Annotated in this window: 23 protein-coding genes; 17 read left to right on the top strand and 6 right to left on the bottom strand. The window is 37.7% G+C overall.

Annotated features, from left to right (window positions below; genetic code table 11):
* Window positions 1-125: 125 nt before the first annotated feature.
* The 3 genes from ACKVEV_RS16555 (at window position 126) to ACKVEV_RS16565 (ending at window position 1,739) form a co-directional block, all read left to right on the top strand.
* Entirely contained in the window at window positions 126-539 is a 414-nt protein-coding gene (locus tag ACKVEV_RS16555) for a MarR family transcriptional regulator (protein WP_409367388.1), read from the top strand.
* Window positions 540-807: 268 nt separating this feature from the next.
* A complete protein-coding gene (locus ACKVEV_RS16560; protein ID WP_409367389.1) occupies window positions 808-1,470 on the top strand; it encodes a hypothetical protein in 663 nt (220 codons plus the stop codon).
* A complete protein-coding gene (locus ACKVEV_RS16565) occupies window positions 1,467-1,739 on the top strand; it encodes a hypothetical protein (RefSeq protein ID WP_409367390.1) in 273 nt (90 codons plus the stop codon). The genes ACKVEV_RS16560 and ACKVEV_RS16565 overlap by 4 nt, the downstream gene beginning before the upstream one ends.
* A gap of 70 nt (window positions 1,740-1,809) precedes the next feature.
* On the opposite strand, the gene ACKVEV_RS16570 is transcribed toward ACKVEV_RS16565, so the two are convergent.
* The gene (locus tag ACKVEV_RS16570) at window positions 1,810-3,021 is read right to left on the bottom strand and encodes an MFS transporter (RefSeq protein WP_409367391.1); all 1,212 of its coding nucleotides are present in this window, start codon (window positions 3,019-3,021) and stop codon (window positions 1,810-1,812) included.
* 213 nt (window positions 3,022-3,234) lie between these two features.
* Between ACKVEV_RS16570 and ACKVEV_RS16575 the strand changes: the two genes are divergently transcribed.
* The 5 genes from ACKVEV_RS16575 to ACKVEV_RS16595 all read left to right on the top strand — a co-directional run bounded on the left by ACKVEV_RS16575 (window position 3,235) and on the right by ACKVEV_RS16595 (window position 8,414).
* Entirely contained in the window at window positions 3,235-3,951 is a 717-nt protein-coding gene (locus ACKVEV_RS16575) for a cytochrome c biogenesis CcdA family protein (protein WP_409367392.1), read from the top strand.
* A gap of 15 nt (window positions 3,952-3,966) precedes the next feature.
* Complete coding sequence (locus ACKVEV_RS16580) at window positions 3,967-4,500, top strand: redoxin family protein (RefSeq protein ID WP_409367393.1); 534 nt, start codon at window positions 3,967-3,969, stop codon at window positions 4,498-4,500.
* A gap of 18 nt (window positions 4,501-4,518) precedes the next feature.
* Complete coding sequence (msrAB, locus tag ACKVEV_RS16585; RefSeq protein ID WP_409367394.1) at window positions 4,519-5,631, top strand: bifunctional peptide-methionine (S)-S-oxide reductase MsrA/peptide-methionine (R)-S-oxide reductase MsrB; 1,113 nt, start codon at window positions 4,519-4,521, stop codon at window positions 5,629-5,631.
* 270 nt (window positions 5,632-5,901) lie between these two features.
* Window positions 5,902-6,669 carry a response regulator gene (locus tag ACKVEV_RS16590; RefSeq protein ID WP_409367395.1) on the top strand — a complete coding sequence of 256 codons (768 nt, stop codon included), beginning with the start codon at window positions 5,902-5,904 and terminating at the stop codon, window positions 6,667-6,669.
* A gap of 2 nt (window positions 6,670-6,671) precedes the next feature.
* Window positions 6,672-8,414: a cache domain-containing protein gene (locus tag ACKVEV_RS16595; protein ID WP_409367396.1), complete on the top strand. Its 1,743-nt coding sequence runs from the start codon at window positions 6,672-6,674 to the stop codon at window positions 8,412-8,414.
* A gap of 54 nt (window positions 8,415-8,468) precedes the next feature.
* Here the strand turns inward: ACKVEV_RS16595 and ACKVEV_RS16600 are convergent, their stop codons facing one another.
* Complete coding sequence (locus tag ACKVEV_RS16600) at window positions 8,469-8,681, bottom strand: hypothetical protein (protein WP_409367397.1); 213 nt, start codon at window positions 8,679-8,681, stop codon at window positions 8,469-8,471.
* Between the two features lie 152 nt (window positions 8,682-8,833).
* Window positions 8,834-8,983 (bottom strand): hypothetical protein, encoded by a 150-nt coding sequence (locus ACKVEV_RS16605; protein WP_409367398.1) that lies wholly within the window; start codon window positions 8,981-8,983, stop codon window positions 8,834-8,836.
* Between the two features lie 209 nt (window positions 8,984-9,192).
* On the opposite strand from ACKVEV_RS16605, the gene ACKVEV_RS16610 reads away from it, so the two are divergent.
* The gene (locus ACKVEV_RS16610; RefSeq protein ID WP_409367399.1) at window positions 9,193-9,684 is read left to right on the top strand and encodes a hypothetical protein; all 492 of its coding nucleotides are present in this window, start codon (window positions 9,193-9,195) and stop codon (window positions 9,682-9,684) included.
* 216 nt (window positions 9,685-9,900) lie between these two features.
* Here ACKVEV_RS16610 and ACKVEV_RS16615 read toward each other — a convergent pair whose 3' ends face one another.
* Window positions 9,901-11,313, bottom strand: a complete 1,413-nt coding sequence (locus ACKVEV_RS16615; protein ID WP_409367400.1) for a M20 family metallopeptidase — start codon at window positions 11,311-11,313, stop codon at window positions 9,901-9,903.
* Window positions 11,314-11,448: 135 nt separating this feature from the next.
* The gene (locus tag ACKVEV_RS16620; protein ID WP_409367401.1) at window positions 11,449-12,876 is read right to left on the bottom strand and encodes a YfcC family protein; all 1,428 of its coding nucleotides are present in this window, start codon (window positions 12,874-12,876) and stop codon (window positions 11,449-11,451) included.
* Window positions 12,877-13,196: 320 nt separating this feature from the next.
* Here ACKVEV_RS16620 and ACKVEV_RS16625 point away from each other — a divergent pair, with 320 nt between their 5' ends.
* A complete protein-coding gene (locus ACKVEV_RS16625; RefSeq protein WP_409367402.1) occupies window positions 13,197-14,072 on the top strand; it encodes a LysR family transcriptional regulator in 876 nt (291 codons plus the stop codon).
* A 32-nt stretch (window positions 14,073-14,104) separates the two neighbouring features.
* Here ACKVEV_RS16625 and ACKVEV_RS16630 read toward each other — a convergent pair whose 3' ends face one another.
* Window positions 14,105-14,998, bottom strand: coding sequence for a LysR family transcriptional regulator (locus tag ACKVEV_RS16630; protein WP_409367403.1), 894 nt, complete (start codon window positions 14,996-14,998; stop codon window positions 14,105-14,107).
* 121 nt (window positions 14,999-15,119) lie between these two features.
* Between ACKVEV_RS16630 and ACKVEV_RS16635 the strand changes: the two genes are divergently transcribed.
* From ACKVEV_RS16635 to ACKVEV_RS16665, 7 genes are all read left to right on the top strand, one after another.
* On the top strand, window positions 15,120-17,123 hold the full coding sequence (locus ACKVEV_RS16635; RefSeq protein ID WP_409367404.1) for a YhgE/Pip family protein: 2,004 nt from the start codon (window positions 15,120-15,122) through the stop codon (window positions 17,121-17,123).
* 480 nt (window positions 17,124-17,603) lie between these two features.
* Window positions 17,604-19,604 (top strand): catalase, encoded by a 2,001-nt coding sequence (locus ACKVEV_RS16640; protein WP_409367405.1) that lies wholly within the window; start codon window positions 17,604-17,606, stop codon window positions 19,602-19,604.
* Window positions 19,605-19,770: 166 nt separating this feature from the next.
* The gene (locus ACKVEV_RS16645) at window positions 19,771-20,277 is read left to right on the top strand and encodes a sigma-70 family RNA polymerase sigma factor (protein ID WP_409367406.1); all 507 of its coding nucleotides are present in this window, start codon (window positions 19,771-19,773) and stop codon (window positions 20,275-20,277) included.
* Window positions 20,274-21,590, top strand: coding sequence for a DUF4179 domain-containing protein (locus ACKVEV_RS16650; RefSeq protein WP_409367407.1), 1,317 nt, complete (start codon window positions 20,274-20,276; stop codon window positions 21,588-21,590). Before ACKVEV_RS16645 ends, ACKVEV_RS16650 begins: the two co-directional genes overlap by 4 nt.
* Window positions 21,591-21,754: 164 nt before the next feature.
* Window positions 21,755-22,486 (top strand): GntR family transcriptional regulator, encoded by a 732-nt coding sequence (locus ACKVEV_RS16655; RefSeq protein ID WP_409367408.1) that lies wholly within the window; start codon window positions 21,755-21,757, stop codon window positions 22,484-22,486.
* Window positions 22,479-24,020, top strand: a complete 1,542-nt coding sequence (gntK, locus tag ACKVEV_RS16660) for a gluconokinase (protein ID WP_409367409.1) — start codon at window positions 22,479-22,481, stop codon at window positions 24,018-24,020. Before ACKVEV_RS16655 ends, gntK begins: the two co-directional genes overlap by 8 nt.
* Window positions 24,021-24,034: 14 nt before the next feature.
* Entirely contained in the window at window positions 24,035-25,381 is a 1,347-nt protein-coding gene (locus ACKVEV_RS16665; RefSeq protein ID WP_409367410.1) for a GntP family permease, read from the top strand.
* Window positions 25,382-25,393 lie beyond the last annotated feature (12 nt).

Consider the following 25,393-nt stretch of genomic DNA (forward strand, 5'->3'; position numbering starts at 1 on the left):
CTCTACAAATTCTACTATTAACACAGTCTCCTTGGAGAATAAAGACAGCCTTTGAATTTGCTTAACACAAATTATATAGTTACTATATAATTTAATTACTAAATATTTTAATAGGCTGTGATCGAATGTCAAAAAGTAATCCACTGCACAACGTCGAAGTTATTATGCGAGAAATGCTTGAGATACAGCAAAAGTCAAAGATGTTTGTCAATATGCTGTCAGAAGGCGAAACGCTATCGCAAAATCAGTTGATTCTCCTACTGCAACTAAAAATTAACGGTGGTATGAAAGCAACAGAAATTGCTGATTTCTTTAGCGTAACCCCTGGTGCTGTGACGTCCATGTGCGATAAGCTGGAAAAACTAAATTTCATACAACGTGTTAGAGAAAATGAAGATCGCCGTGTCGTCAACATGGTATTAACAACAGAAGGCGAACTCAAAGTACAAGAAATATTTTTGAAATTCCCACAAGAAAAACTATCAGAAATAGCAAAAGTGTTAATGAATGTGAACAAATTAATGCAAAAAATTTTTTAGGATGTCAAGAAATTTAATATTCCTAGGACTGTAGACAAACTCGAAAAATTCGATTTTGCTATAGTCTTTTTTTATTTCCCTAATCTCCAATCAACTGACATAAAGACAATCAGTTCAAGCTAGCTGCACCCCCCTTAATCCGCAAAGTCATTATTTTTATACACCAATAGGCATTTTTCGTTCTTGACAAAATAAAGCGACATATACTTTAATTAATATATATTTCAATTATTAAAATATATATTAATTAAACAAAAGAGGTGATTGGATGACAAATGGACGTATACAACAGCGTATTACGCTGACGAGTGGCAACATTAATGATCTAGCATCAGATTGTGAACAATTAAATATTCGTGGAGCTGTTACTTTACTGCAAAAGATTAACCTGAAAACAATCTCCACCCATGGTCACAGTTCTTTTCATTCCACTGTTGTTGCAAATGTTTTAAAAAATACAGGATCTTGTATTATGAAGAGTGATTGCGAAATTACTGAAGTAACAAATGCGGGGAATTTAACCATACACAATGGACAAATGACGACTATCATAAGTTCAGGCAAACTAACAATTGAACGAAGCTTACGCGTACAACAGTTGCATGCAATGGGTATTGTGACAGCACCAGAAATTCAGGCGACACATTTTTACTTAAAATTATCTGGTACAAGTAACATTGAACGACTAATGGCAGAAGAAATAACGATTGACAAAGATAAATTATCGATTTCACTGCTCAGAAAAAAACTTCATTGTCACTCGATAAAAGGAAAGCAATTGCATCTTACCGATACACATGCGGAGGTCGTTGAAGGAGAAGTGGTTGTAGTGGGCAGTCATTGTACAATACAAACGCTTTATTACACAGAAAGCTATTCTATTTCCCCCAATGCGAAAGTGCAGCACATTATCCGGAGGGCACAATTATGAAAGTTATACGTGGATTTTTCTGCACGCTAACCCTTATTGTACTTACCGTCCTTTATGGCGGGCTAGTTGTCAGTGCATTAATAGCCATACTTGCTAGCATTTTAAGAACACTAGGCGTTGACCAACTAAAAATGAGTATTTGGCAAGGCGTTGATGTACCAGTGGCGTTTAGCATACCTTTTGCCCTCGTCGTTTCTTGCTTACTGTTCTATTGTTCAGTACATGTAAAACGTGCTATGTCGTTTTGTTTTTCGAAACTAAACATGTAGAACCATCCATTAAAAGAGGTTCAAATTTTCACACTGCTATTTCGAACCTCTTTCTTCAACTATTCACATGCTAATTACTTTTTTCAACGATGTGTAACGCCTGTTTATTCGTAGCGATATGGAGAGCCATAAATATTGCAAATATAAGGCCAACAGCCCCAAAAGCAACTGCTACTAGCTGTAATGAAAACCAGTCTGCCAATAAACCTAAACTAAACGTCAGTATAATTTGAATAACACTTTGAATAAGGCTGACAGAGCTACCGAATCGTCCCATTAAATGCGGTGGGATATTTTTTTGATAAACCGTATCGTATCCGGTATTACTGAAAGCCATAAACACCCCTAATGTAATAAAGCAAGCCGTAGCAAACCAAATATTGCTTGATGCATAAAATGCGGTATAGGATAACATTGTACAAGTTAGTCCAACCCCTATATAAGTAGCGATAGAAAATTTATGTACTAACGCAATAGCTAAAAAGCCTCCAACAATAGCTCCCACACCTGCAATACTGACAAGCACACCGTAAAGACTGTCCGACGCCATTAAATTATTTTTAATAAACGTCATTTCTTGCGAATCTAATGCAAAAGCGACCATTAAGGCAATTTGATAGGCCATAAAAAATTTTAAGAAATTGGGATGCTGTTTGATAAAACGCCAAACCACTTTAAAGTCAGAGATAATAACGCTCATTGTCAACATTACCCGCTTCTCTTGTACTTCTTCTTCTATATTTGGCAAACGTGAAATGACCCACGCACAAACAAAAAATGTCACACTATTAATCCATATCGCGATACTGATATTAAAAACCGCTATCAGGACACCTGCAATTGCCGGTCCTAACATAAAAGACCCTGAATTTAATGTGCCTAATAATGCATTAAAACGTTGCTTATCATCATCATGTACGTATTTAGCAATGTAATATGTACTACTAGGGCCAAAAAAGCTACTAGCGATATTTGCTAAAAACAACAAGCTATAGATAAGCCAAATTGACGTCATAAAAGGCATTAAAAAGACGATCAATCCACGTGTAATATCCATCGCTATCATGATGTTTCGTTTATTTGAGCGATCAATAATAGAACCTGCCACAAAATTCGTCAGTATGCGTGCAATCGGACCAACAATAAAAATACCCGCTACTGCTGTCGCAGAATACGTTAAATGCCAAACCATTAAATTTAAAGCGACAAGATAAATCCAATTGCCTAAATATGAAAAGCCAAATCCTCCTAATAGCAAACCATATTTTCGAATAATCTCCACAGCAATCCCCTCCCCCTCTATCTTACCAAAATTTTCAAAACTACTATTGTGTCTATTTCATTACTTATTTTATGTAAAGCCCCCAACTTGATCTTTCTTACACATATGCCATTTTTACAAGATGATATCTAAGAGTTACAGAAAATCATTCTATGTTGCTTTTACCTCACTTTTTTTACTATAAAGCTATAGAAGAAAGGTGGTGCTTCATTCGTGGACGGGCAGCTGCTATTTAGTACGGTTTTTATTGCGGGGATCCTTTCTTTCCTCTCCCCCTGTATTGTCCCTTTACTACCTGTTTATTTATCCGTTCTTTCAACCAATGCAAACGGGACAGCTAGTCAACAGGTCTTCACTATTGGTAAATGGAAAATGAACCCGCATTTACTATTCAAAACAGTTATTTTTGTTTTTGGTCTTTCAACGAGCTTCGTCATTTTAGGTTTTGGCGCCGGTTTTCTTGGTGCGGTCATTAATACAGATTGGTTTATCGTCGTATGTGGTGCACTAGTCGTGTTGCTCGGTTTACATCAAGTCGGCATCGTCAAATTAGCTGTCCTTCAGAAGGAAACGAAAGTACAGCTAACAAGAAGTAATAAACGTGATTTACTCGGTACCTATTTATTAGGTCTGACATTTAGTATGGGATGGACGCCCTGTATCGGGCCGATTCTAGGGGCGGTATTAGGTTTATCGGCAAGTGAGGGGCAAGCTACTTATGGGGCATTGATGATGTTTTTCTATGCCCTTGGGCTATTAATTCCCTTTTTACTGCTTGCTATATTCTCAGATTTATTATTAAGGCATGTTAGAAAAATTAATAAGCATGCACAGAAAGTCAAAATTGCTGGTGGGATCATCATTATTTTCATGGGCATTGTCTTAATGACCAACAATTTAAACTTGTTGCTAACGTTTATTCCACAATAAGAGAGGAGCTTTTGTATGGTTCATTTGAAACAACTTGTCGTTTTATTAGCAGCAGTATTCCTTTTAAGTGCTTGCGCTGGCGATGCCAAAAGTACGCCTACGACAAAGGCAGCGGCTAACAATAATGCGAGTTATGCACCAACCTTCGAATTAACAGATGTTAAAGGGGATACTTACAAACTTGCTGACTATAAAGGCAAAAAGGTGTATGTGAAATTTTGGGCTTCATGGTGTTCTATTTGCCTAGCAGGTTTAGAAGAGTTAAATACGCTAGCTGGAGAAGAGCAAGATTTTGTTGTCTTAAGCATCGTTTCTCCGAATTTCAATAATGAAAAAAACAGTGATGCCTTTATTAAATGGTTTAAAGGAGTTGAAAATACAGCCAATATTAAAGTGCTATTAGATGAAGATGGTGCTATTGCAAAACAATACAACGTGCGAGCCTATCCAACGTCGGCTTATATCGGCTCAGATGGTACACTCGTTCAAACGCTACCGGGTCATGTAAGCAATTCACAAATTGTTGAGAAATTTAAAAGTATCCAATAAGAAAGGGAGGTACAGCTAATGAAATTCAAACTATTTGGCGCATTATTTAGTATTGTCCTATTGTTATCAGCATGTTCGGCTGACACTTCTTTGTTAACTAGTAGTGCAAGTACCGCTCAAGCTGAATCAAAATATCCACCTAATCCAAACGTTAACTTAAGTTTCGATACAAATAATTTAAAAGATATTTATCTTGCAGGTGGCTGCTTCTGGGGTGTAGAACATTATATGGCACGTGTTTACGGTGTGTATGATGCGGTGTCAGGTTACGCCAATGGCAACACAGAAAATCCAACCTACGAGGAAGTAATTTGGAAGAACACAGGACATGCGGAAACCGTCCATGTACGTTACGACCCTGAGCGCGTTAATTTAGATAAGCTATTAACACATTTCTTCCAAATTATTGACCCCACTTTATTAAATCAGCAAGGAAATGACCGTGGCACACAATATCGTACAGGTATTTACTATACAGATGAAGCAGATAAGGCCATTATTGATCAATTGGTCGCGAAAGAACAGGAACGTTATGATGATCCAATCGTTACGGAAGTAGAACCACTTAAAAACTTTACAGTGGCGGAAGAATATCACCAAGATTATTTAGAAAAAAATCCAGATGGCTATTGCCATGTAGAATTTGATTCTTTGGAAAATCAAGAAATTCCTTCACTCATTGACCCAGCACTCTATCCAAAGCCAAGCGATGAAGAAATTAAAAAAATGTTAACAAAAGAACAATACCGCGTCACACAAGGCAATGGCACAGAAATGGCCTATTCCAATGAATACTGGGACCTTTATGATCCAGGTATTTATGTTGATATTGTTACAGGTGAGCCCCTATTTTCATCAGCGGACAAATACGATTCCATGTGCGGTTGGCCAAGCTTTACAAAACCAATTGACCCAGCAGTAGTGCTCGAATACGAAGACACTAGCTATAATATGATTAGAACCGAAGTGAGAAGCCGTAGTGGCGATAGTCACCTAGGACATGTGTTTAATGATGGACCTATCGATCGTGGCGGTTTACGTTACTGTATCAACAGTGCTGCCATTAAGTTTATTCCACAAGCTGAAATGGAAGCAGCTGGCTATGGTTACTTAGTGCATCTAACAAAATAAAAACCAGTGCCAGGCACTCACACAATTCTCACACAATTACCAACACGTAAGCCGCAACAAACTGCTCAACAGCGATGGTTGCGGCTTACGTTGTGCCTTCATTTTTGCGATGTAGTCATTCACCTTAATCCATGAAACTTATAGAGGGCAGACCCTAATCTGTCCCTTCTACTTTCACGAACACTCCCGCGGCATGTATAGTGGATGTGTACGATGCAGGAAGTTGCCTATTTGCATTCCAGATCACTAATTTATAAAGGGGTGATAGTCATGTATAAATTATTAGTTGTCGATGATGAAGCTATCATTATTAAAGGAATTCGTTCATTTGTTGATTTTGAGGAGCTTTCCATCTGTGAAGTATTTGAGGCGTCCAATGGAGAAACTGCTCTTGCAATCTTTCAAGAACAGAGTCCTGACCTTATTCTAGCAGACATTAATATGCCCAAAATGAATGGCCTTGACTTTGCCATTGCAGCTAAAGCAATTAAACCTGATGTCAAAATTGCTATTATTACTGGCTATGATTATTTTGATTATGCCGTAACGGCTTTAAAAGCGGGCATTGATGATTACGTATTAAAACCTGTTTCTAAAAAAGACATACAAGAAACGTTAAAGAAATTAATAGAAAAACTACAAATAACACAAAATCAACATGAGATTACTCGCCTTGTTGAAGGCATACTACATGACACAAAAATAAATAACGACACTAGTTATAAAGCTAAAATCCAAAAGGAGATAGATTGTAATATTGCCAATGTCGATTTCTCTTTAAACTATTTAGCAAAGCAATTGGCACTTAGTAATTCCTATTTAAGTAGTTTATTTAAGAGACTTTATGGTAAAAACTTTCAAGATTATATGCTGTCAATCCGCTTAGATCGCGCAAAAATTTTTTTACTCAGCACGGATATGAAAGTATATGAAATTGCAGCAGCAGTCGGCTTTGACGACCCCAATTATTTTAGCGCTACATTTAAAAGGAAATTTGATATTTCTCCAAATCAGTTTAGAGAAAAGATGAGGGACTAACTGTGAAGCAATGGAATATGTTTAAAACATTACGCATGCAAATCGCCCTTCATTATTTAAAAGCTAGTGGCCTTATATTGTTATTAATGGGCGGTATTTTATATTATAGTATTTCCTCTGTCGTGTTAAGTGAAGCAACATCTAGCACAAAAACAGCAGTTGAAAAGAGCGGTATGTATATTGATCTGTATATCGATCGTCTAAAAGCAGTATCAGCTTTACTTGCTGAAGACCCTCAGCTAGTAAGCTATTTTTCAAGTGCCGAACGTGACCTTACGACAAAACAAAATATACTATCTATGATTCACACAACGATGGCTACAGACCCATTCATTCAATCGGTCGTTATTGTTAGTAAAGACGGGCAAGTACTGTCCAATGAAAAGGGCTTAATTATGAGTATGTCGAGCAATATGATGAAGGAGCAATGGTATGTGGCGGCTGTTAATAATGGCAGCAACCCCGTCCTGACATCGGCACGTATGCAGCAATTTTCAATGGACAAGGACAATTGGGTCATTTCAATCAGCCGTGAAATAAAAAATACAGAAGGACAAAATATCGGTGTATTACTTATTGATATTCAATATAAAGTAATTGAAGACTTTTTAGCTAACTTGGATTTAGGCAAAGATGGTTTTTCTTTTATTATCAATGACAATGGAGAAGTTGTTTATCATAGAGACACAACCTATTTTGAAAATCATATAAAACAACAACAATTACAGCAAATTATCGCCAATCAAGCAGGCTATGATAAAGAAAAAAATACGTTAACGCATACCTATACGTTAAATAATGCTGACTGGACCTTTGTTGGGGTATCCTCACAAGACGGATTGCTCATGATTAAAAAGCAACTGCTCGAAATCTTTTTATTAGTCGGTGCCATTCTTTTTATTATAGCTGCAGTTAGCGTAGCTTTATTTGCCGGACGTATTACAACCCCATTTCAACGTTTAGAAAAAGCAATGCAAAATATCGAAAACGGCTTAAAAGAAGTACCTATTGATGAAAAAGGATGTTATGAGGCACAAAGTTTAGCAAACCATTTTAATAGTATGATTGGGCAAATTGAAAAATTAATGCAAGAAATTACGGAAAAAGAGAAACATTTAAGAGCAACCGAAATAAGTGCGCTACACAGTCAAATTAATCCTCATTTTTTATACAATACATTAGATACAATTGTTTGGATGGCGGAGTTTAACGATAGTGATAAAGTAATTGAAATGACAAAAGCACTTGCCCAATTTTTCCGCTTGTCACTTAGTGGTGGAAACGAACTGACCACTGTAGAAAATGAATTAGACCATGTGCGTCAATACTTGTTTATCCAGAAAGAACGGTACGGAGATAAGTTAAATTATACGATTGTCGGTGATCAAACAATCCGAAACGTCCAAATGCCGAAGATTCTTTTACAACCCATTGTTGAAAATGCTTTATATCACGGCATTCGAGGTACTTCTCATATCGGTCATATTGACATTCGCGCCATTCCTAGTGGCAATGATGTGGCGTTTATCATCGAAGACAATGGATCCGGCTTTGATGTGACACAATTAACAAAAGAGCCTAACGAAAAGCGAACAAAACTCGGCGGCGTTGGCATTAACAATGTCGATCAGCGCATTAAACTATACTACGGAGCCGACTATGGCATTACAATTAATTCAACTATAGGAATAGGTACGACGGTTACAATAAAAATTCCACAGAACATAGATTTAAGAAAGGACTAAGGTGTACACCTTAGTCCTTTCAACTCAATGTATTGAATAGTTGTCAAATACAAACTAGTGCCATGCAGTCCGCTCGCTTACAGGTTGTCGTGAGGCTGTCTTCTCTTGTGCTTCAGAAACGTTATTCGCTTGTGCTGAAGCGCCGTCAAAATCGAATTCAGATCCAAACTCCCCTTGATAAAGCTTCTTGCCACCTTGATATGGTTTTTTCGCACTTTGCTTGTCCGTGACTTTTGCATTGTTACGATTTTTGTTCATATTTGACATAGCCATCCCCCATTGATTGTATTGAAAAGCAATGAAGCAGCTTAGCTGATCATCGTCTTTTCATTTTAAAGTGTGGCCAAGCTGGGGGTTTTTTATTTATCTAAGCATTTATTTAAGCTGAAAGTTTGGTCTACTGCTTAAAAATATTTTAGTTAAAACATGTTAGCTAAATAGCTTTGAATCGATGTAGGTAACATTTGAAAAAATAGTCCCTCATATTTAATATCGAGCAGACCCGCAATAAAAATAATGATAACGATGAATGCTAAAAAGGGTTTCTTATTTTTAGAAATCCAATTCAATAGGCTCCCCTCCTTAGATAAATTACGTTTACGTTTAGCCCAAATTAAGTATATAGTGATTCAGGAAAAAAATATATTATTGCTTTTTTTTAAGCTAAGCATACACTGTCACCCATATATGACTTGTAACATAGATTAAAATAACACTGTATGATAAGACGCAATTTCCTCATCGTCATATGGAATTGCGTTCTAAGAAAGGAATGGCTATGGTAAATTTCAATTTTTTTCAGGGCGTCGTTACGCAAATAAATGATTTTGCAACTGGGCAAAATGGGCAAAGTGAAGGTTGTTATACGTTAATGACGGTAGAAGACGGTGCTGGTGGCATCGTTAATTTTGTGATTTCACCCACTACTTACTTTGTAAATCAAGAAGTTGTGAGACGTGGTGATCGCATTGTCGGATATTATGATGGCAATGCGCCTGCCCCTTTAATTTATCCCCCACAATACCAAGCACTGATCGTTGTAAAGGAAAACAGCTATCAAAATGTTAAAGTAGATTATTTTAATGCTCAATTATTGAGTAGTGATGGGCAGTTACAATTAAATCTCGCTCCTTACACACCTATTTTGCTGAGAAATGGTCAGCCTTTTACAAAAAGCCCTGCCAATCGCACCCTTATTGTTGTGTATGGACCGACGACAAGAAGTATTCCAGCCCAAACTACACCTCACGAAGTAATTGTTTGGTGTTAAGCCAAGTCTGATAGCCTATATCGTAAAAATCCACTGTGCTTTCCACGGGCACACCGTAAGCCGCAACCCTCGCTTACGCACGGCTTGTTGCGACTTACATTGCGTGCGTTTCCGCAGCAAACCCTAAAATTTTCAGAATTGTTTGGGTGCCTGGCACTTAGTAAATCTTAAAAAATCCACTGCGCTACATAGGAGCACAGTGGATTTTTAACTTGTTTATACAGTCTGAAGTTTATATTTTTTTACTTCAGGAGGAATTGGACATATATAGTCCTCACCATTGCGTTGTTCAATTAATTCTTGTTTCGCTTTTTCAATGACTTCAGGGTTTAGTAGCGCTTCAATAGCAGTTGCCGCCATTACTTTCCCAGCATGTAGCATACCTTTATGGGCAATTGAAGTTTTACCCGTAGAAACAATTTGCCATGTATGCAGAGGTGTTCCTACAGGTTCACACGCTACCATACATTGTACAGTAGGGACAACCCAGCTCACATCGCCAACATCACTTGTACCGGGCAATATTCCGTTAGATGGGATAAATGGGTCGATGACATGTGCTAAATCTTGTCCTGCTAGTTCTTTATTCGCCTTAATATCTTCATTTTTGTCGGCCTCAGATAATGTTGCACGAATATCTTTCGCAAATTGTTGCTCTTTTTCATCATATTGCGGAACACCTAAGGCAACAAAGTTATTATACATTACCTCTTCTAATGTATTATTCGGCAATATATCAGAAGCTGCTGATGCAAAATCAATTTCTACCTCTGTACCAGTCATCAGGGCAGCCCCTCTTGCGACATCACAAATGCGCTGATAAATATCTTCTGCTTGCGATACACGTGGTGCACGAATAAAATACAAGACATCTGCCTTTTCTTGTACAACATTCGGTGATACGCCACCCGTATTCGTAACAGCGTAATGAACTCTTGCTTCAGGAATGATATGTTCGCGTAAATAGTTAACGCCCACATTCATTAATTCAACTGCATCGAGCGCACTTCTGCCAAGATGAGGCGTACTAGCAGCATGAGAGCTTTTCCCTTTAAATCGATAAGAAACTTCGTAGCACGCTAGAGATGCCATAGACCAAACAGCGTTTCGAGACCATGGATGCCAGCATACCGCAAAATCTACATCATCAAATAATCCCGCTCGCACCATAAAGGTTTTACCACTACCGATTTCCTCACCAGGACACCCATAGTAACGAACCGTCCCTTCAAGATTGTTTTCTTTTAAATAAGAACGAATAGCGATAGCAGCAGCTAATGCACCTGTCCCAAGTAAATTATGTCCACAGCCGTGTCCATTGCCGTTTGTTACTTCCGGATTATATTGAATGTCGCCACCAACTTGACTTAAACCAGTTAGCGCATCAAATTCGCCTAAAACAGCAATTACGGGCTTCCCTGTGCCAAAGCTACCAACAAAGGCAGTATCGATGTCTGCGACACCTTTCTCTACCGTAAAGCCTTCTTCTTCTATCGTTTTACATAATAATTCTGCAGATTGGAACTCTTCAAAGCCTGTTTCAGCATAACCCCAAATTTGATCACTTACAGAAATTAATTTTTGTCGTTTTTCTTCAATAATTTTTGATAAAGCATGACGATAATCCATTTCATTCACCCCATTAGTATATTTTTATTGAAAGGAATTCTACAAACGCCTCCTATTTCCTCGTTCGCCATCTCACTTTTGTAACTTGGCGAATATAGAAAAGAATGAACGTCCCATACCGAGCTATCTTTGATATTAAAACGGCCCATAATTAATTGCCTGGGCAATAATTAAAAAGATTACAACAATGACAATTTGAATGCCTACATATGGTAATACCCACTTAGCCCATTTTGAATAAGGAATGCCCATCATACCTAGAGCTGCTAATAATAAGCCACCCGTCGGAATAATTAAACTAGAGACACCGCCACCCATTACAGTAGCAAACGCAGCTGTTTGTCTTGTTACGCCAACTAAATCCGCTAAAGGAGCCATAATAGGCATAACTAAAGATGCATGTCCACTTCCAGATGGCACTAGGAAATGGATAAAGAAATTGACTACTGCCATCCCTACTGCTGTTACGCTTGGCGATAAACCATTCAGTAAATTAGAAGTGACATGTAAAATCGTATCTAATAAGTTACCTGAAGTAAGAACAACAAGAATCGTATTGGCAATACCAATAATCATGGCACCTGAAATCATTTCCGAACAGCCTTTTAAAAATGCATCCGTCATTTCATTACCAGAAAGTCTTCCGATAAGACCCATAATAATAGCGCCTAATAAGAAAATCCCTACAATTTCACTAATATACCAACCAAGACTAATAACGCCATAAATCAACGCGATAAAGCAACCTAAAAAGACTAATAGAGAAAGTGCATGTCTTTTACTTAACTTATATCCTTCATCAAACGTAATTCTTTCATTTGGGTTAAACTTGCCGTATTCAGCTAGTTCAGGATTTTTTTCAATCTTATTGACATGGCGAATAATAAAGCCAACCGATAAAATATAGAATATAACGTAAATGGCAATACGTAAGCCAATACCTGAGTACATAGGTAGCTCAGCAACTGTTTGCGCAACACCAATTGTAAACGGATTCGTAATGCCGGCAGTAAATCCAGCACCTATCATACCGAGAAAGACGATTGCTACACCCGTTAATGCATCAAAACCTAAGGCAATTGCCATTGGCGCTACAATTGTAATATAGACCAATGCGTCTTCAGCCGCTCCGATCAGTGTACCGAGTAATGAGAATAGCAGTACCATCACTGGAATGATTAATTTTTTCCTTGTACCAAATTTCTGTGCAGTAAATCGAATTAACGCATCAATCGACCCTGTTGCTTGCATAATTCCAAGAGCACCACCAATTAGTAAAACGAATAAAATAATTGGTGCTCCTTTTACCATCCCTTGGTGAAAGGCATTAAACATATCGAGCAACCCTACAGGTGTATTTGAAATATATTCAAATTTCGTAGGGTCAATTATTGTTCTACCATTTTCCTCATATCTAGCATATTGACCAGCAGGTATGATATACGTTAATACAGTAAGAACGGAAATGATTAAAAACATTAACACATATGCGTTTAACCCGCCCTTTTTCTTCTTCTTCTTTTCAGTACCTTCTTCTATCTTCAGTGGTTTGGCAGTACTCAAACATAACACCCCTTTGTGATTAGTATAATAAAGCAATCGATCCTTCTTATGAATTAACTCTTAAAACGAGTGAGTTCGACCATCCTTTCAGCTAAAAAATAAATTTAGAAAAATTTTGAAAATACCCAATATTGCTAACGCTTTCATGTGTTTTATTTTATAATGCATTACAGGTTATTAATATTCTAATAGTGAATATTCTATATTACTATTTTAAATATTTAGCGTTATAATTATATTTCAAAAATTAAATCGGCAATTTATAATCATTTTTACTTACTATTTAGCTTTAGAAATTAACAGGAAAGGTTGTTATGTAATTGGAAATTAGACACCTTCAGACATTTCAGATCGTAGCAGAAGAAAAAAGATTAATACAAGCAGCGATGCGTCTTAATTATTCACAACCGACTGTTACAAAGCATCTACAGCATTTAGAGGATGAGATCGGCCTACCCCTTTTCGAAAAAGTAGACAATAAAAGACAGCTAACGAAAGCTGGGGAAATTCTTTATGAACATGCAAAAAATATTTTGAATGAGATGTTTACGATACAGAGAAAAATCGAAGAATTTCAAGGAGAAAAACAAGTTATTCGTATTTGCGCATTGGATGAACATTGCGACCGTTTTTTTCTACCACATATAGTACATTTCCAAAAAAAGAATCCAGATATATTAATAGAAGTTTATGCTGTAGATAGTAGTGATGAAGCTTTAAAAAAGGTAGTCCAAAACGAGATGGACTTTGCTATTGTCAATGGCAGAACGTTAAACGCTGATGTTTCCAACCAATGCATTGATTATGAAAGCTTAGTGTTATTTTCTTCAAGTAAAGTAGCACATGACGCTGCACAAACAGAAAACTATTTAGCAAAATATCCGGTATTGGTCGACCTAAGAGCGCCATTTATTAAATTCGAAATATTGAACAAAGGCATTCATTTCCCAAATACAATACATTGTAATAGTGATGAAAGCATAAAAAATGCCGTCCTCAACCATCCGTATCTCGGCGTCATTGGGACAAGCAGAATAAAAAAGGAAATTGAAGAAGGAACAGCGACTATTTTAGAAACATATACTTCCAATATTCCCGTTAAACTCATTGCCTTAACTAAAAATTTGAGTAATCCGATTTTACAAGATTTTTATAGCTCCATGAGTAAAATGTATCGTCCGCTCACGGATAACTAGTTCGTTTTTAGATGACCCTACTACTAGCTGGGTCATCTATTAAATGAAGCAATTGTTAAAAAATACTCTAAAACAAATAAGCGAAACTTTTTAGCCATTGGCGTAAAATAGCGTTTTTCCGACCACGCTAGTCCAATTGTTCGTTGACAAGATGGCTCATCAATTCGCAGTTTATGAGGCGACTCCTCTGACTTTGAAGCCCACGATAAAGCAGAAACGAAAGCCACACCTAATCCTTGTCGTACTAAGTCAGAAATAACGGAAGGTTCATCCCCCTCAAAGGCTATATTTTGAACAAACCCCGCCTCACGACAAAACTGGTCGGTTAAATTTCGAAAGCCAAATCCAGTATTCATACTAATAAACGCCTCATCCTTTACCTCGGCCAATCGAATACTATCCTTGCCCGCTAAGCGATGATTCGGTGGAACAATTAAATATATTTCTTCTGTAATGAGCGGCTCCCATCTAATACCCTCGCCCTCAATAGGAACAGAAGATATACAATAATCCAACTCCCCTTCCATCAACAGTTTTTTCATAGAAGAAACTGATTTTAGAAACTGTTGAAACCGCGCATCTGGATATTTCATTAAAAATGATCCTAATAAAGCAGGTAACACTCTAGGAATGGTCACTGCCAATGTAATACTCTTTTGATCCTGTTCAGTAAATTGTGTAAGCTCTCTTTGCCCCTCATTTAATTCTGCAAACGCTCTTTCCACTCTGTTTAAAAAAATTCTGCCAGCTTCATTTAAGCTAATTTTCCGATGTTCTCGATCAAATAACGCTACGCCCAAATCTTCCTCTAAACGGGAAATCGTTTTACTTAATGATGGCTGCGCGATTTGAAGTTGTTGTGCCGCCTTTGTCATATGTTCAAGTCGAGCAACCGTTTGAAAATACTTTAACTGTAAAAGTTCCATTTTGACCTCCCGTTATATAGCTTTAAATCTATTATGTAATAACGATTTATGTATTATACAACATTAATACAATAGATTATTATGAAATAATCTTTTAAAAATAGGAAGGTAGGATTATTTCATGAAAGGATTTCACTTAATATTGCAAGACTTAGTAGCCATATGGAAACATAAACATGGGCGAACGGCTTTTATTTTTCTTATGCTTGTTCCTTTAATTTACGTTGGCTTCTTTTTAGCCGGCTACTGGGATCCATATGGACAATTAGACAAGCTACCCGTAGCTGTCGTTAATCTTGACGAAGGGGCTATCATCGATAACGAACCATTACATGTCGGGGATGATTTTATTGACGAACTAAAAGATGGTAAAGAATTAAACTTCCATTTTGTCTCTGCTAAAACCGCAGAAAAAGGGCTGTCAGCAGGCGACTATTATATGGTCATTACGATTCCAAAGAATTTTTCTCAAAACGTCACTACTTTAATGGAAGAAACCCCAAAAACAGCTAAACTTTCGTATGAAATCAATCCAGGAAAAAACTTTGTCGCTTCACAAATTACGACAACAGCCGTGGAAAAAATGAAAATGAAAATTAACGCTAGCATTACGAAGTTTTACTCCGAATCTGTACTTACTAAATTCCAGGATGCTTCGACTGGTTTTGCAACAGCCGGAACTGGCGCCGCAAAGCTTTCTAAAGGAGCAAGTGACATACAAAGTGGCAGCGATAAATTAGCGGCTGGCATGCAAAGTGTAGATGAAGGTGCTCAAAAGCTGAAAACAGGAAGTTCCAACCTGTCAGCAGGGCAGGAAAGCTTATCGAATGGCGCACAAGGACTTATTACTGGTTCTGCCTCCCTTTCTAGCGGACTACAGCAACTAACTGGCGCACAACACTCCCTTCAATCAGGTATGGAGCAAATGGGCCAAAGTATGGCAGCTTGGTCTACAAAAAATATAGAGCTTGCCCAAGGACAACAACAAGCGGCGGCTACAGCAACTAATTTAAACGAGCAATTAGCTCAATACATCAAAGCCAATCCAGAAATAAAGCAAGATCCCGCAATGCAACATATCATTGCTTTAGCAGAAACATTATCTGCAACAGAAACTTCTTTAACAACTGGACAACAACAAGTGGCAGCTGCTGCTAATAGTATGGCTACTGGTCAAGCTACTCTCCAAGCTAATATGCAAACGTTTGGCACAAAGATGACTGAAGCTACTGCTGGAGCTCAACAATTACAACAGGGAGCAGCTGCATTTGCTAGCGGTTTTGCCAAATGGTCGACAGGCTTTACGTCACTTAATACAAGCATTACAGCTCTATCTAGTGGCATTAATGAAGTATCAGGCGGCTTCCCAAAACTACAACAAGGGCTATCTTCGTTAGTTGATGGATCAAATGAGCTAGCAACAAAGCTTAATAGCGCGGCAACACAAACGTCTACTATTCAATCTGATGATGCAACGACATCGATGTTTGCTCAACCAATTGAATTAGTAGAATCCGATTTATCTGACGTGCCGAACTACGGTGTCGGAATCGCACCTTATTTCTTGTCACTTGCTTTATTTGTAGGAGGCATTATGGCATCTAATATTCTGCCACTAGGCCGCAGAGAACTGCTAAAAGTGACTGGCACTGTTCACTTTATTAATAAATTAGGATTAGTCTATGTCGTCGGTTTCATTCAATCGGTTATTGTAGACCTCGTTATACTGTTAGGATTTAAATTAGAAGTAGCAAGTGTACCGCTCTTTTTCCTTTCAAGTATCGTCATCTCATTTACTTTCATGACCCTTATCCTAATGCTTATTATTCTTTTAGGAAATGTCGGTAAATTTTTAGCCGTAACATTATTAGTATTACAATTAGCAACGTGTGGTGGTACATTCCCTGGCGTACTAGGCAACCCTGTACTAGCTAAAATAGGAGAAGTTTTACCAATGGCACACTCACTACAAAGTTTCCAAGAAGTCATTACCCTTGGTGGCTGGTCAAACTTAGTGACACAAGGCACAATTTTACTCATATATCTTTTACTTGCCGTTGTCATCGGCTGGATTTCAAGCCACCTTCAGCATAAAGAACGACCTGCTGTAGAAATAGCAAAATAAAACGCTAATTAGACGGAGCTAGCAATGGTGAAACGGCGCGCTAACGACGGTTGCGGCTTACTGTGCTGAGCGGAAAGCACCACCATAGCGGACATCAACGGTAAAGAAAAGTGTTAAATTGATGATATCTTTCTGTTATGCAAACAGCTTGATTCATTAGCTTTTGCCTCTTTTGCAATAGATAAAAAAATAGGAGAGAGTACTAGTTGATGGTAGCGGAGGTGGTGACTCCTGCGGGAACGCACAGAACGTAAGACGCAACAAGCGGCGCGACAGCGACGGTTGCGGCTTACTGTGCTGAGCGGAAAGCACCACCGTAGCGGACATTAACGGTAAAGAAAAGTGTTAGATTGATTGCAGTCAATCTAACACTTTTTCTCTTTTATAGCAGCACGCTTTTCCTCTTCCCAACAATACGCTATGTTTTTATTCCTTTAAAAAGGGAATGTACAAAATAATCGTCTATGGAGGAGGATTCACATGGAAAATAAAAAAACTGAACAATTACAACAATTTATCATTGATAACCAAGGAAAACATGCCTTAACAACGAATCAAGGCTTAAAAATGGCAGAAGATGAATTTTCCTTAAAAGCAGGGTTAAGAGGCCCTACCCTTATGGAGGACTTTCATTTCCGTGAGAAAATGACTCACTTTGACCACGAGCGCATTCCTGAACGTATTGTGCATGCACGTGGTGTTGGCGCACATGGTGTATTTCAAGTTTATGAATCGTTAGAAGAATATACGAAGGCAGATTTCCTTACAAACCCATCCAAAATAACACCTGTATTTGTTCGCTTCTCGACAGTACAAGGTTCTAGAGGATCGAATGACACAGTTAGGGACGTACGAGGGTTTTCTACTAAATTTTATACAGACGAAGGCAATTATGATTTAGTCGGCAATAATATGCCTGTTTTCTTTATTCAAGATGCCATTAAGTTCCCTGATTTTGTCCATGCGGTCAAACCGGAACCACACAATGAAATTCCACAAGGTGCAAGTGCTCATGACACATTTTGGGATTTTATTGGGCAAAACCCTGAAACGGCCCATATGGTTATGTGGCATATGAGTGATCGTGCCATTCCTCGTAGCTTACGCATGATGGAAGGCTTCGGCGTCCATACTTTCCGTCTTGTCAATGCGAAAGGACAAGTCCATTTTGTGAAATTCCATTGGAAGCCTACTTTAGGTGTACATTCACTCGTTTGGGACGAAGCCCAAAAAATAGCCGGGAAAAACCCTGATTTCCATCGTCAAGATTTATATGAAGCAATTGAAAAAGGCGATTATCCTGAATGGGAATTAGGTTTACAGTTAATTCCTGAAGAAGATGAGCATGCATTTGATTTTGATATATTAGACCCTACTAAACTATGGCCAGAGGAAGAGATTCCTGTCAAAATCGTTGGTAAAATGACATTGAACCGCAATGTCGATAACTTCTTTGCTGAAACAGAACAGGTTGCGTTTCACCCAGGGCATGTTGTACCTGGAATTGACTTTTCAAATGACCCGCTTTTACAAGGACGATTATTTTCTTATACAGACACACAATTATCCCGATTAGGAGGACCTAACTTCCATCAAATTCCGATTAATCAACCTGTCTGTCCGTATCAGAACAATCAGCGCGACGGAATGCACCAAATGGCAATATTCCGAGGGCAAACAAGCTATCATCGAAATGGCTTAAATGACAATCAACCAGCGCCTGTCCCTGCTGAAGAAGGTGGCTATGAGCATTATCAGGAAAAAATAGATGGTCGTAAGATTCGTGGTCGTAGCGAAAGCTTCCTCGATTTTTATTCGCAAGCTAAGCTATTTTATAATAGTATGGCTCCTTTTGAGAAACACCATATTAAAAAAGCCTTTAGTTTTGAACTAGGTAAATGTAAATCAAATGTAGTGAAATCGAATGCCATTGACCTGATCAATCATATCGATCATGAATTGGCACAGGAAGTAGCGGGCAATATTGGAGTGGAATTGCCTAAGCAAAACCTTGAAGTACAGTCCAATAAAAAATCACCTGCACTTAGCATAGCTAATACAATCTTTAAACCCGACACTAAAAATGTAGCCATCGTATTAAATGGCAAACCTGATTTATCACTTCTAACGGAATGGATTCAGGCTTTAGCAAAAAATCGACTAAATTATAGTATCGTCGATCAAAAGGTTAATCGATTCAATGACTCCCTTAAAGTAACCGATACGTATGACACAACAGATGCTAGCCTTTTTGATGCTATATTAGTCATTAGTAGTGAATCGCTTATTCAGACACCTGTGTTTGAGTTTATGGAAACGACCTATAAACATTGTAAGCCTATAGCCTTTGACATTAGTGATGCACATGCATTGGATTCAAGCAGAATAAACCCTGATGGATCGGGCGTCTATAATTTAAAAACTGATACGATCGAATCATTTATTCAAGGTATAGCTGATGGTCGATTCTGGGATCGATAACAACTAACAAAAATAAATTATCCTCTTTAAATAAACCTGTAAAACGTACTTGGTTTATTTAAAGGGGATTTTTTTGTAGAAATAGACTTGCTGCTAACAAAATTTTATAAAATAAAATGAACGAACGATTTAGTTGGTGCATCTAATCATTAAAGGAGGCATGGAGATGGACGAAATCGAGCTTGCAAAACAAGCGATTAAGGGCAATAAAGCAGCGCAGTTAAGGCTTCTAGAACTATATAGAGATTCGATGTATCGCGTTGCCTATAGCTATATGCAAAATGAGCATGATGCCAATGATGCACTACAAGAAATGACCTATCAATGCCTAAAAAATATTCATAAAGTGCAAACACCTGAGTATTTTAAAACGTGGCTTGTACGCATTGTGATTAATACATGTTTAATGATGAAACGACAGCAAAAACGCATTGTCGTAACAGATAATCTAGAGGAACAGCCTCAGCAGATGGCAGAACTATTTGAACTAAATGATGTGATTTCAAAGCTTCCCGTTGAACAACAGGAACTTATCCATTTAAAGTACTTTAAAGATTTAAAAAATAGCGACATTGCCACGTTACAAAAAATACCTGAAGGCACAGTTAAATCAAGATTACATAAAACATTAAAAAAGCTTCGTCACTTATTAGGAGAGGGGGGCGTTTCATGAGTCAGATGAATGATGAACAACAACAAAGATATTTAGCATTACTTGAATCAGTGCCTATAGAAACATTGCAATCATCTAAACAATTCATTGCATACAAGCAATTAAAAAGAAGGGCTCGTCAGAAAAGACTGCTACAAATTACGATGACTGCTGCTCTTATAATGATTGCCCTTATTAGCTCCATCAGAATCTCACCTGCTTTCGCCTATACAATGGCACAAATTCCAGTATTAAAACCACTTGTCGAAATGATTACCTATGATAAAGGTATTCAAGATATTATGGACAACGAATATTATGAGCCTATAAACGTGAGCCAGACGATTAATGGAAAAACACTCACGATTACAAGTGTTGTAGCAGACGAGTCCGGCATGATTATTTCCTATAAACTTCAATCAGATGAAGACTTGGCAAACTTCAACGGTATAAGTACAGAAATTAAACAGCAAGGTAAAAAAATCGAAGCTTCTTATGGTAGTAGCTGGCCAGCCCAGCCAGAAGGAACGTTTGAAGTAGAAAATACGATTGAAGTAGCCGCAAGCCAAGGTATGGATTACTCATCACCAGATTTTGAAATAGTCCTCTCATTAAGAGATCGACCAGAAACAGTCTTTCACATGTCTTTTACATTAAAAAATGACATTAAAGCATCGAAAAAGTTCCCTATTCATAAGCATGTAACTGTTGATGGTCAAGGCTTTACGATTCATGAGCTTATTATTTCTCCGCTTAGAACAGAATTGAAAATGTCGATAGATTTATCGAATGCTAAAAAAATATTAAGCTTTGAAGACATTCGCATTTATGATGAGCATCAAGAGGAATGGGGCAAAATTCGAAACGGCTATTCTGGATTTGGGAATTATGAAGATACCCAATTTAGCATTCTGCTTGAGAGCAATTATTTCCGTATTCCTGAAAGTATTACAATTGAATTCCGAGAAATCGAGGCTATCGATAAAGCGGACCAATTCGTAGTCATTGATTTTAATAAGAAGAATGTTATTACTCAGCCCAAGAATATTAATATTGAGCTTGAAATAAAAGATAACTTTGAAATCGAATATAAAGTGTTCACCTACCAAAAAAATGAATTTAAAAGTGTGTTTAATCATTTTATCGACGCTAATGGCGAAACTTATCATTCAAATAGCGAGTGGATTTCCGAGGATGCAAACTATATGTTAATTGGACAGCAATTTGATATGGAAGATGCCGAAAACCTCCCTGTTAATCCTGTAAAGCTTGAGATTGCGCGCTATGAGCAATATTTAAATGGCATTGGGCGAATCCAAGTAAAACTTCAATAATAGAAAGCCAGCGAAATTGTATTCCACATAAAATTTCACTGGCTTTCTTTGCTTTCTAAATACCACTAATCATTCTATTCCTAGTAAGACGCTTGCAATCTTATTTTCAATCTGATTATAATACTTGTATACAAGTATACTAAAACGATAAAAAGGGTGAAATTATGAATGATTCTAAGGATTATTTATATCCACAAAAATGGCTCTCTAAGGCTTCGACAGGAGACCGCGTTGCTTACGAGCTTAGAATGCGTATTCTTTCAGGCTTGATTGAAAGCGGTACCATTCTTTCAGAAAACAAATTAGCAGCCGATTTTGAAGTAAGTCGTTCACCTATTCGTGAAGCCCTGAAAATACTAGCATCCGAAAACATTATCCGATTGGAAAGAATGGGTGCTGTTGTCATTGGTTTACCAGAAAAAGAAATTGAAGAAATTTATGATGTTCGTTTACTCATTGAAACATTTGTTTTTGAACGTCTTATGAAAATGGACACAACTACTTTAGCGATGGAACTTAGCAAAATATTAGAAATGATGAAAATCGCGGTTAAATATAATGATGCGGATGAATTTTCTTATCAGGATGTTATTTTTCACGAGACTATAATTCAATCTATTGGGCATTCTTATATCACGATGATTTGGACGAATTTAAAGCCGGTAATGGAAGGCTTTATTTTGTTATCTATGCGTATGCGCTTCAAGGAAAAGCACGAGGATTTCACGCGCATTATAAAAAATCACGAACTGTATATTGAGGCTATTCGAGCAAAAGATCGAGAGCTCATGATTCAATCTTTACACGAGAATTTCCGTGATGTTCAAGGAAAGGTTGATGACTTATGGCGGTCACAACAATTACTATCTAAGGGAGTTGAACTAGAACATGACTAGCTATATGTTAGGTGTTGATATAGGTACTACGACCACAAAAGCCGTATTATTCAGTGAACACGGGAAAGTTATTCACCAAGATAGTATCGGGTATCCACTCTATACACCTGATATTTCGACGGCTGAGCAAAATCCTGATGAGATTTTTCAAGCAGTGCTTCAAGTGATCACGAACATTATGAAACACCACTCAGATAAGCCCCTATTATTTGTGTCATTTAGCAGTGCAATGCATAGTATTATCGCTGTAGATGAAAACGACAACCCGTTAACACCCGTCATTACTTGGGCAGATAATCGCAGTGAAGCATGGGCACTAAAAATTAAAGATGAATGGAATGGACTCGAAATTTATAAACGAACAGGTACACCTATTCATCCAATGTCCCCTTTAAGCAAAATTACTTGGCTTGTAAATGACCACCCTGAAATCGCTCGTAAAACAAAAAAATATATCGGCATTAAAGAATATATTTTCAAAAAGTTTTTCAATCAATATGTTGTGGACCATTCACTAGCCTCCGCGATGGGCATGATGAATCTTCATACATTAGATTGGGATGAAGAAGCGTTAAAAATTGCAGGTATTACAAGAGCACAATTATCGACACTTGTTCCAACAACAACATTATTTAAGAACTGTCATGTTGATTTAGCTAAACAAATGGGCATTGACCCGCAAACACCCTTCGTCATAGGTGCCAGTGATGGCGTACTTTCAAATTTAGGTGTTAATGCTATTCGAAAAGGTGAAATTGCCGTCACAATTGGAACAAGCGGTGCCATCCGTACTATTATCGATAAACCTAAAACAGATGTAAAAGGTAGAATTTTTTGCTATGCCTTAACCGAAAACCATTGGGTTATTGGTGGCCCTGTAAACAATGGTGGTATGGTTCTACGTTGGATTCGTGATGAATTTGCCTCGTCCGAAGTTGAAACAGCCAAAAGACTTGGTGTTGATTCCTATGAAGTGTTAACAAAAATAGCTGAACGTGTAAGACCTGGTGCAGATGGATTACTATTTCATCCTTACTTATCAGGAGAACGTGCGCCTTTATGGAATCCTAATGCACGCGGCTCATTCTTTGGTTTAACACTATCACATAAAAAAGAACATATGATACGAGCTGCTCTTGAAGGAGTTATCTATAACTTATATACGGTGTATTTAGCATTACTCGAATATATGGAAAGCCCTGTCACACGTATTCAAGCAACAGGTGGATTTTCTCGCTCTGTCATTTGGAGACAAATGATGGCCGATATTTTCGAATCCGAAGTCACAGTACCTGAAAGCTATGAAAGCTCATGTCTTGGCGCTTGTATTTTAGGTTTATATGCTCTCGGAAAAATTAATTCCTTTGAGATTGCTGCAGATATGGTTGGTGACACCTATACACATACACCAATAGAAGAAGCGGCAAAAGAATATAGACAACTACTCCCTATTTTCATTCGTTTATCTAGACTATTAACAGACGAGTATGCATCTATATCTAATTATCAAAGAAGCTTATTAAGCTCGAATTAAAAGGAGGAGAATATATGCCATTAGTTATCGTAAGTATTGGGATTATTGCTCTGTTAATTTTAATAATGGGGTTTAAATTAAATACATTTATCTCATTAATTATCGTGTCATTTGGGGTAGCCTTGGCTCTAGGGATGCCTTTAGATAGCATTGTCAAAACAATTGAAGCAGGTTTAGGCGGTACGTTAGGCCACTTAGCCTTAATATTTGGTCTTGGTGCCATGCTAGGCAAGTTAATCGCTGATTCTGGTGGTGCGCAACGCATTGCCATGACGCTTGTTAACAAATTTGGGGAAAAGAATATTCAATGGGCCGTTGTAGTGGCTTCCTTTATTATCGGTGTCGCGCTGTTCTTTGAAGTAGGACTCGTGCTATTAATTCCGATAGTCTTTGCTATTTCAAGACAATTAAAGATCTCGATTTTATATCTAGGTATTCCGATGGCAGCCGCTTTATCTGTCACACACGGATTTTTGCCTCCACATCCAGGGCCTACTGTTATCGCTGGCGAATTTGGGGCAAACATCGGTGAAGTATTGCTTTATGGTTTTATTATTGCCATTCCAACTGTTATTTTAGCAGGACCTGTTCTTACTAAAGTGACGAAAAAATTAGTTCCTGAATCATTCAACAAAACAGGGAATATCGCCTCTCTAGGTGAACAAAAAACATTTAAACTAGAAGATACGCCAAGCTTTGCTATTAGTGTATTCACTGCATTATTACCTGTTATTTTAATGTCCATCGCGACGATTATTACACTGCTCCAAAAAACAATGGGCTTTGAAGATAACAGCATGTTAGCCGTTATCCGTTTTATCGGAGAAGCCGGAACATCGATGTTGATTTCCTTATTAGTTGCCGTTTACACGATGGGAATAGCGAGAAATATCCCTATTAAACAGGTAATGGAATCTTGTACAGTAGCAATTACGCATATAGGTATGATGCTGTTAATTATCGGTGGGGGTGGCGCCTTTAAACAAGTTTTAATTGATGGCGGTGTTGGTGATTATGTAGCAAATTTATTCCATAGTACATCATTATCACCGATTTTATTAGCATGGATTATTGCGGCTATTTTACGTATTTCATTAGGCTCAGCAACAGTTGCCGCCTTAACAACTGCAGGGCTCGTCATCCCACTGTTAGGTCAAAATGATGTCAATCCAGCTTTAATGGTACTGGCAACTGGCGCAGGAAGTTTAATTGCTTCACATGTCAATGATGCAGGGTTCTGGATGTTTAAAGAATACTTTGGGTTAAGCATGAAAGAAACTTTTGCTACATGGACATTGCTAGAAACAGTTGTCTCTGTTGCAGGTTTAGTGTTTATTTTATTACTTAATTTAGTCGTGTAGAAATGTGAAAAA

The organism is Lysinibacillus sp. 38-6 (assembly GCF_046245175.1).
Taxonomy (GTDB): domain Bacteria; phylum Bacillota; class Bacilli; order Bacillales_A; family Planococcaceae; genus Lysinibacillus.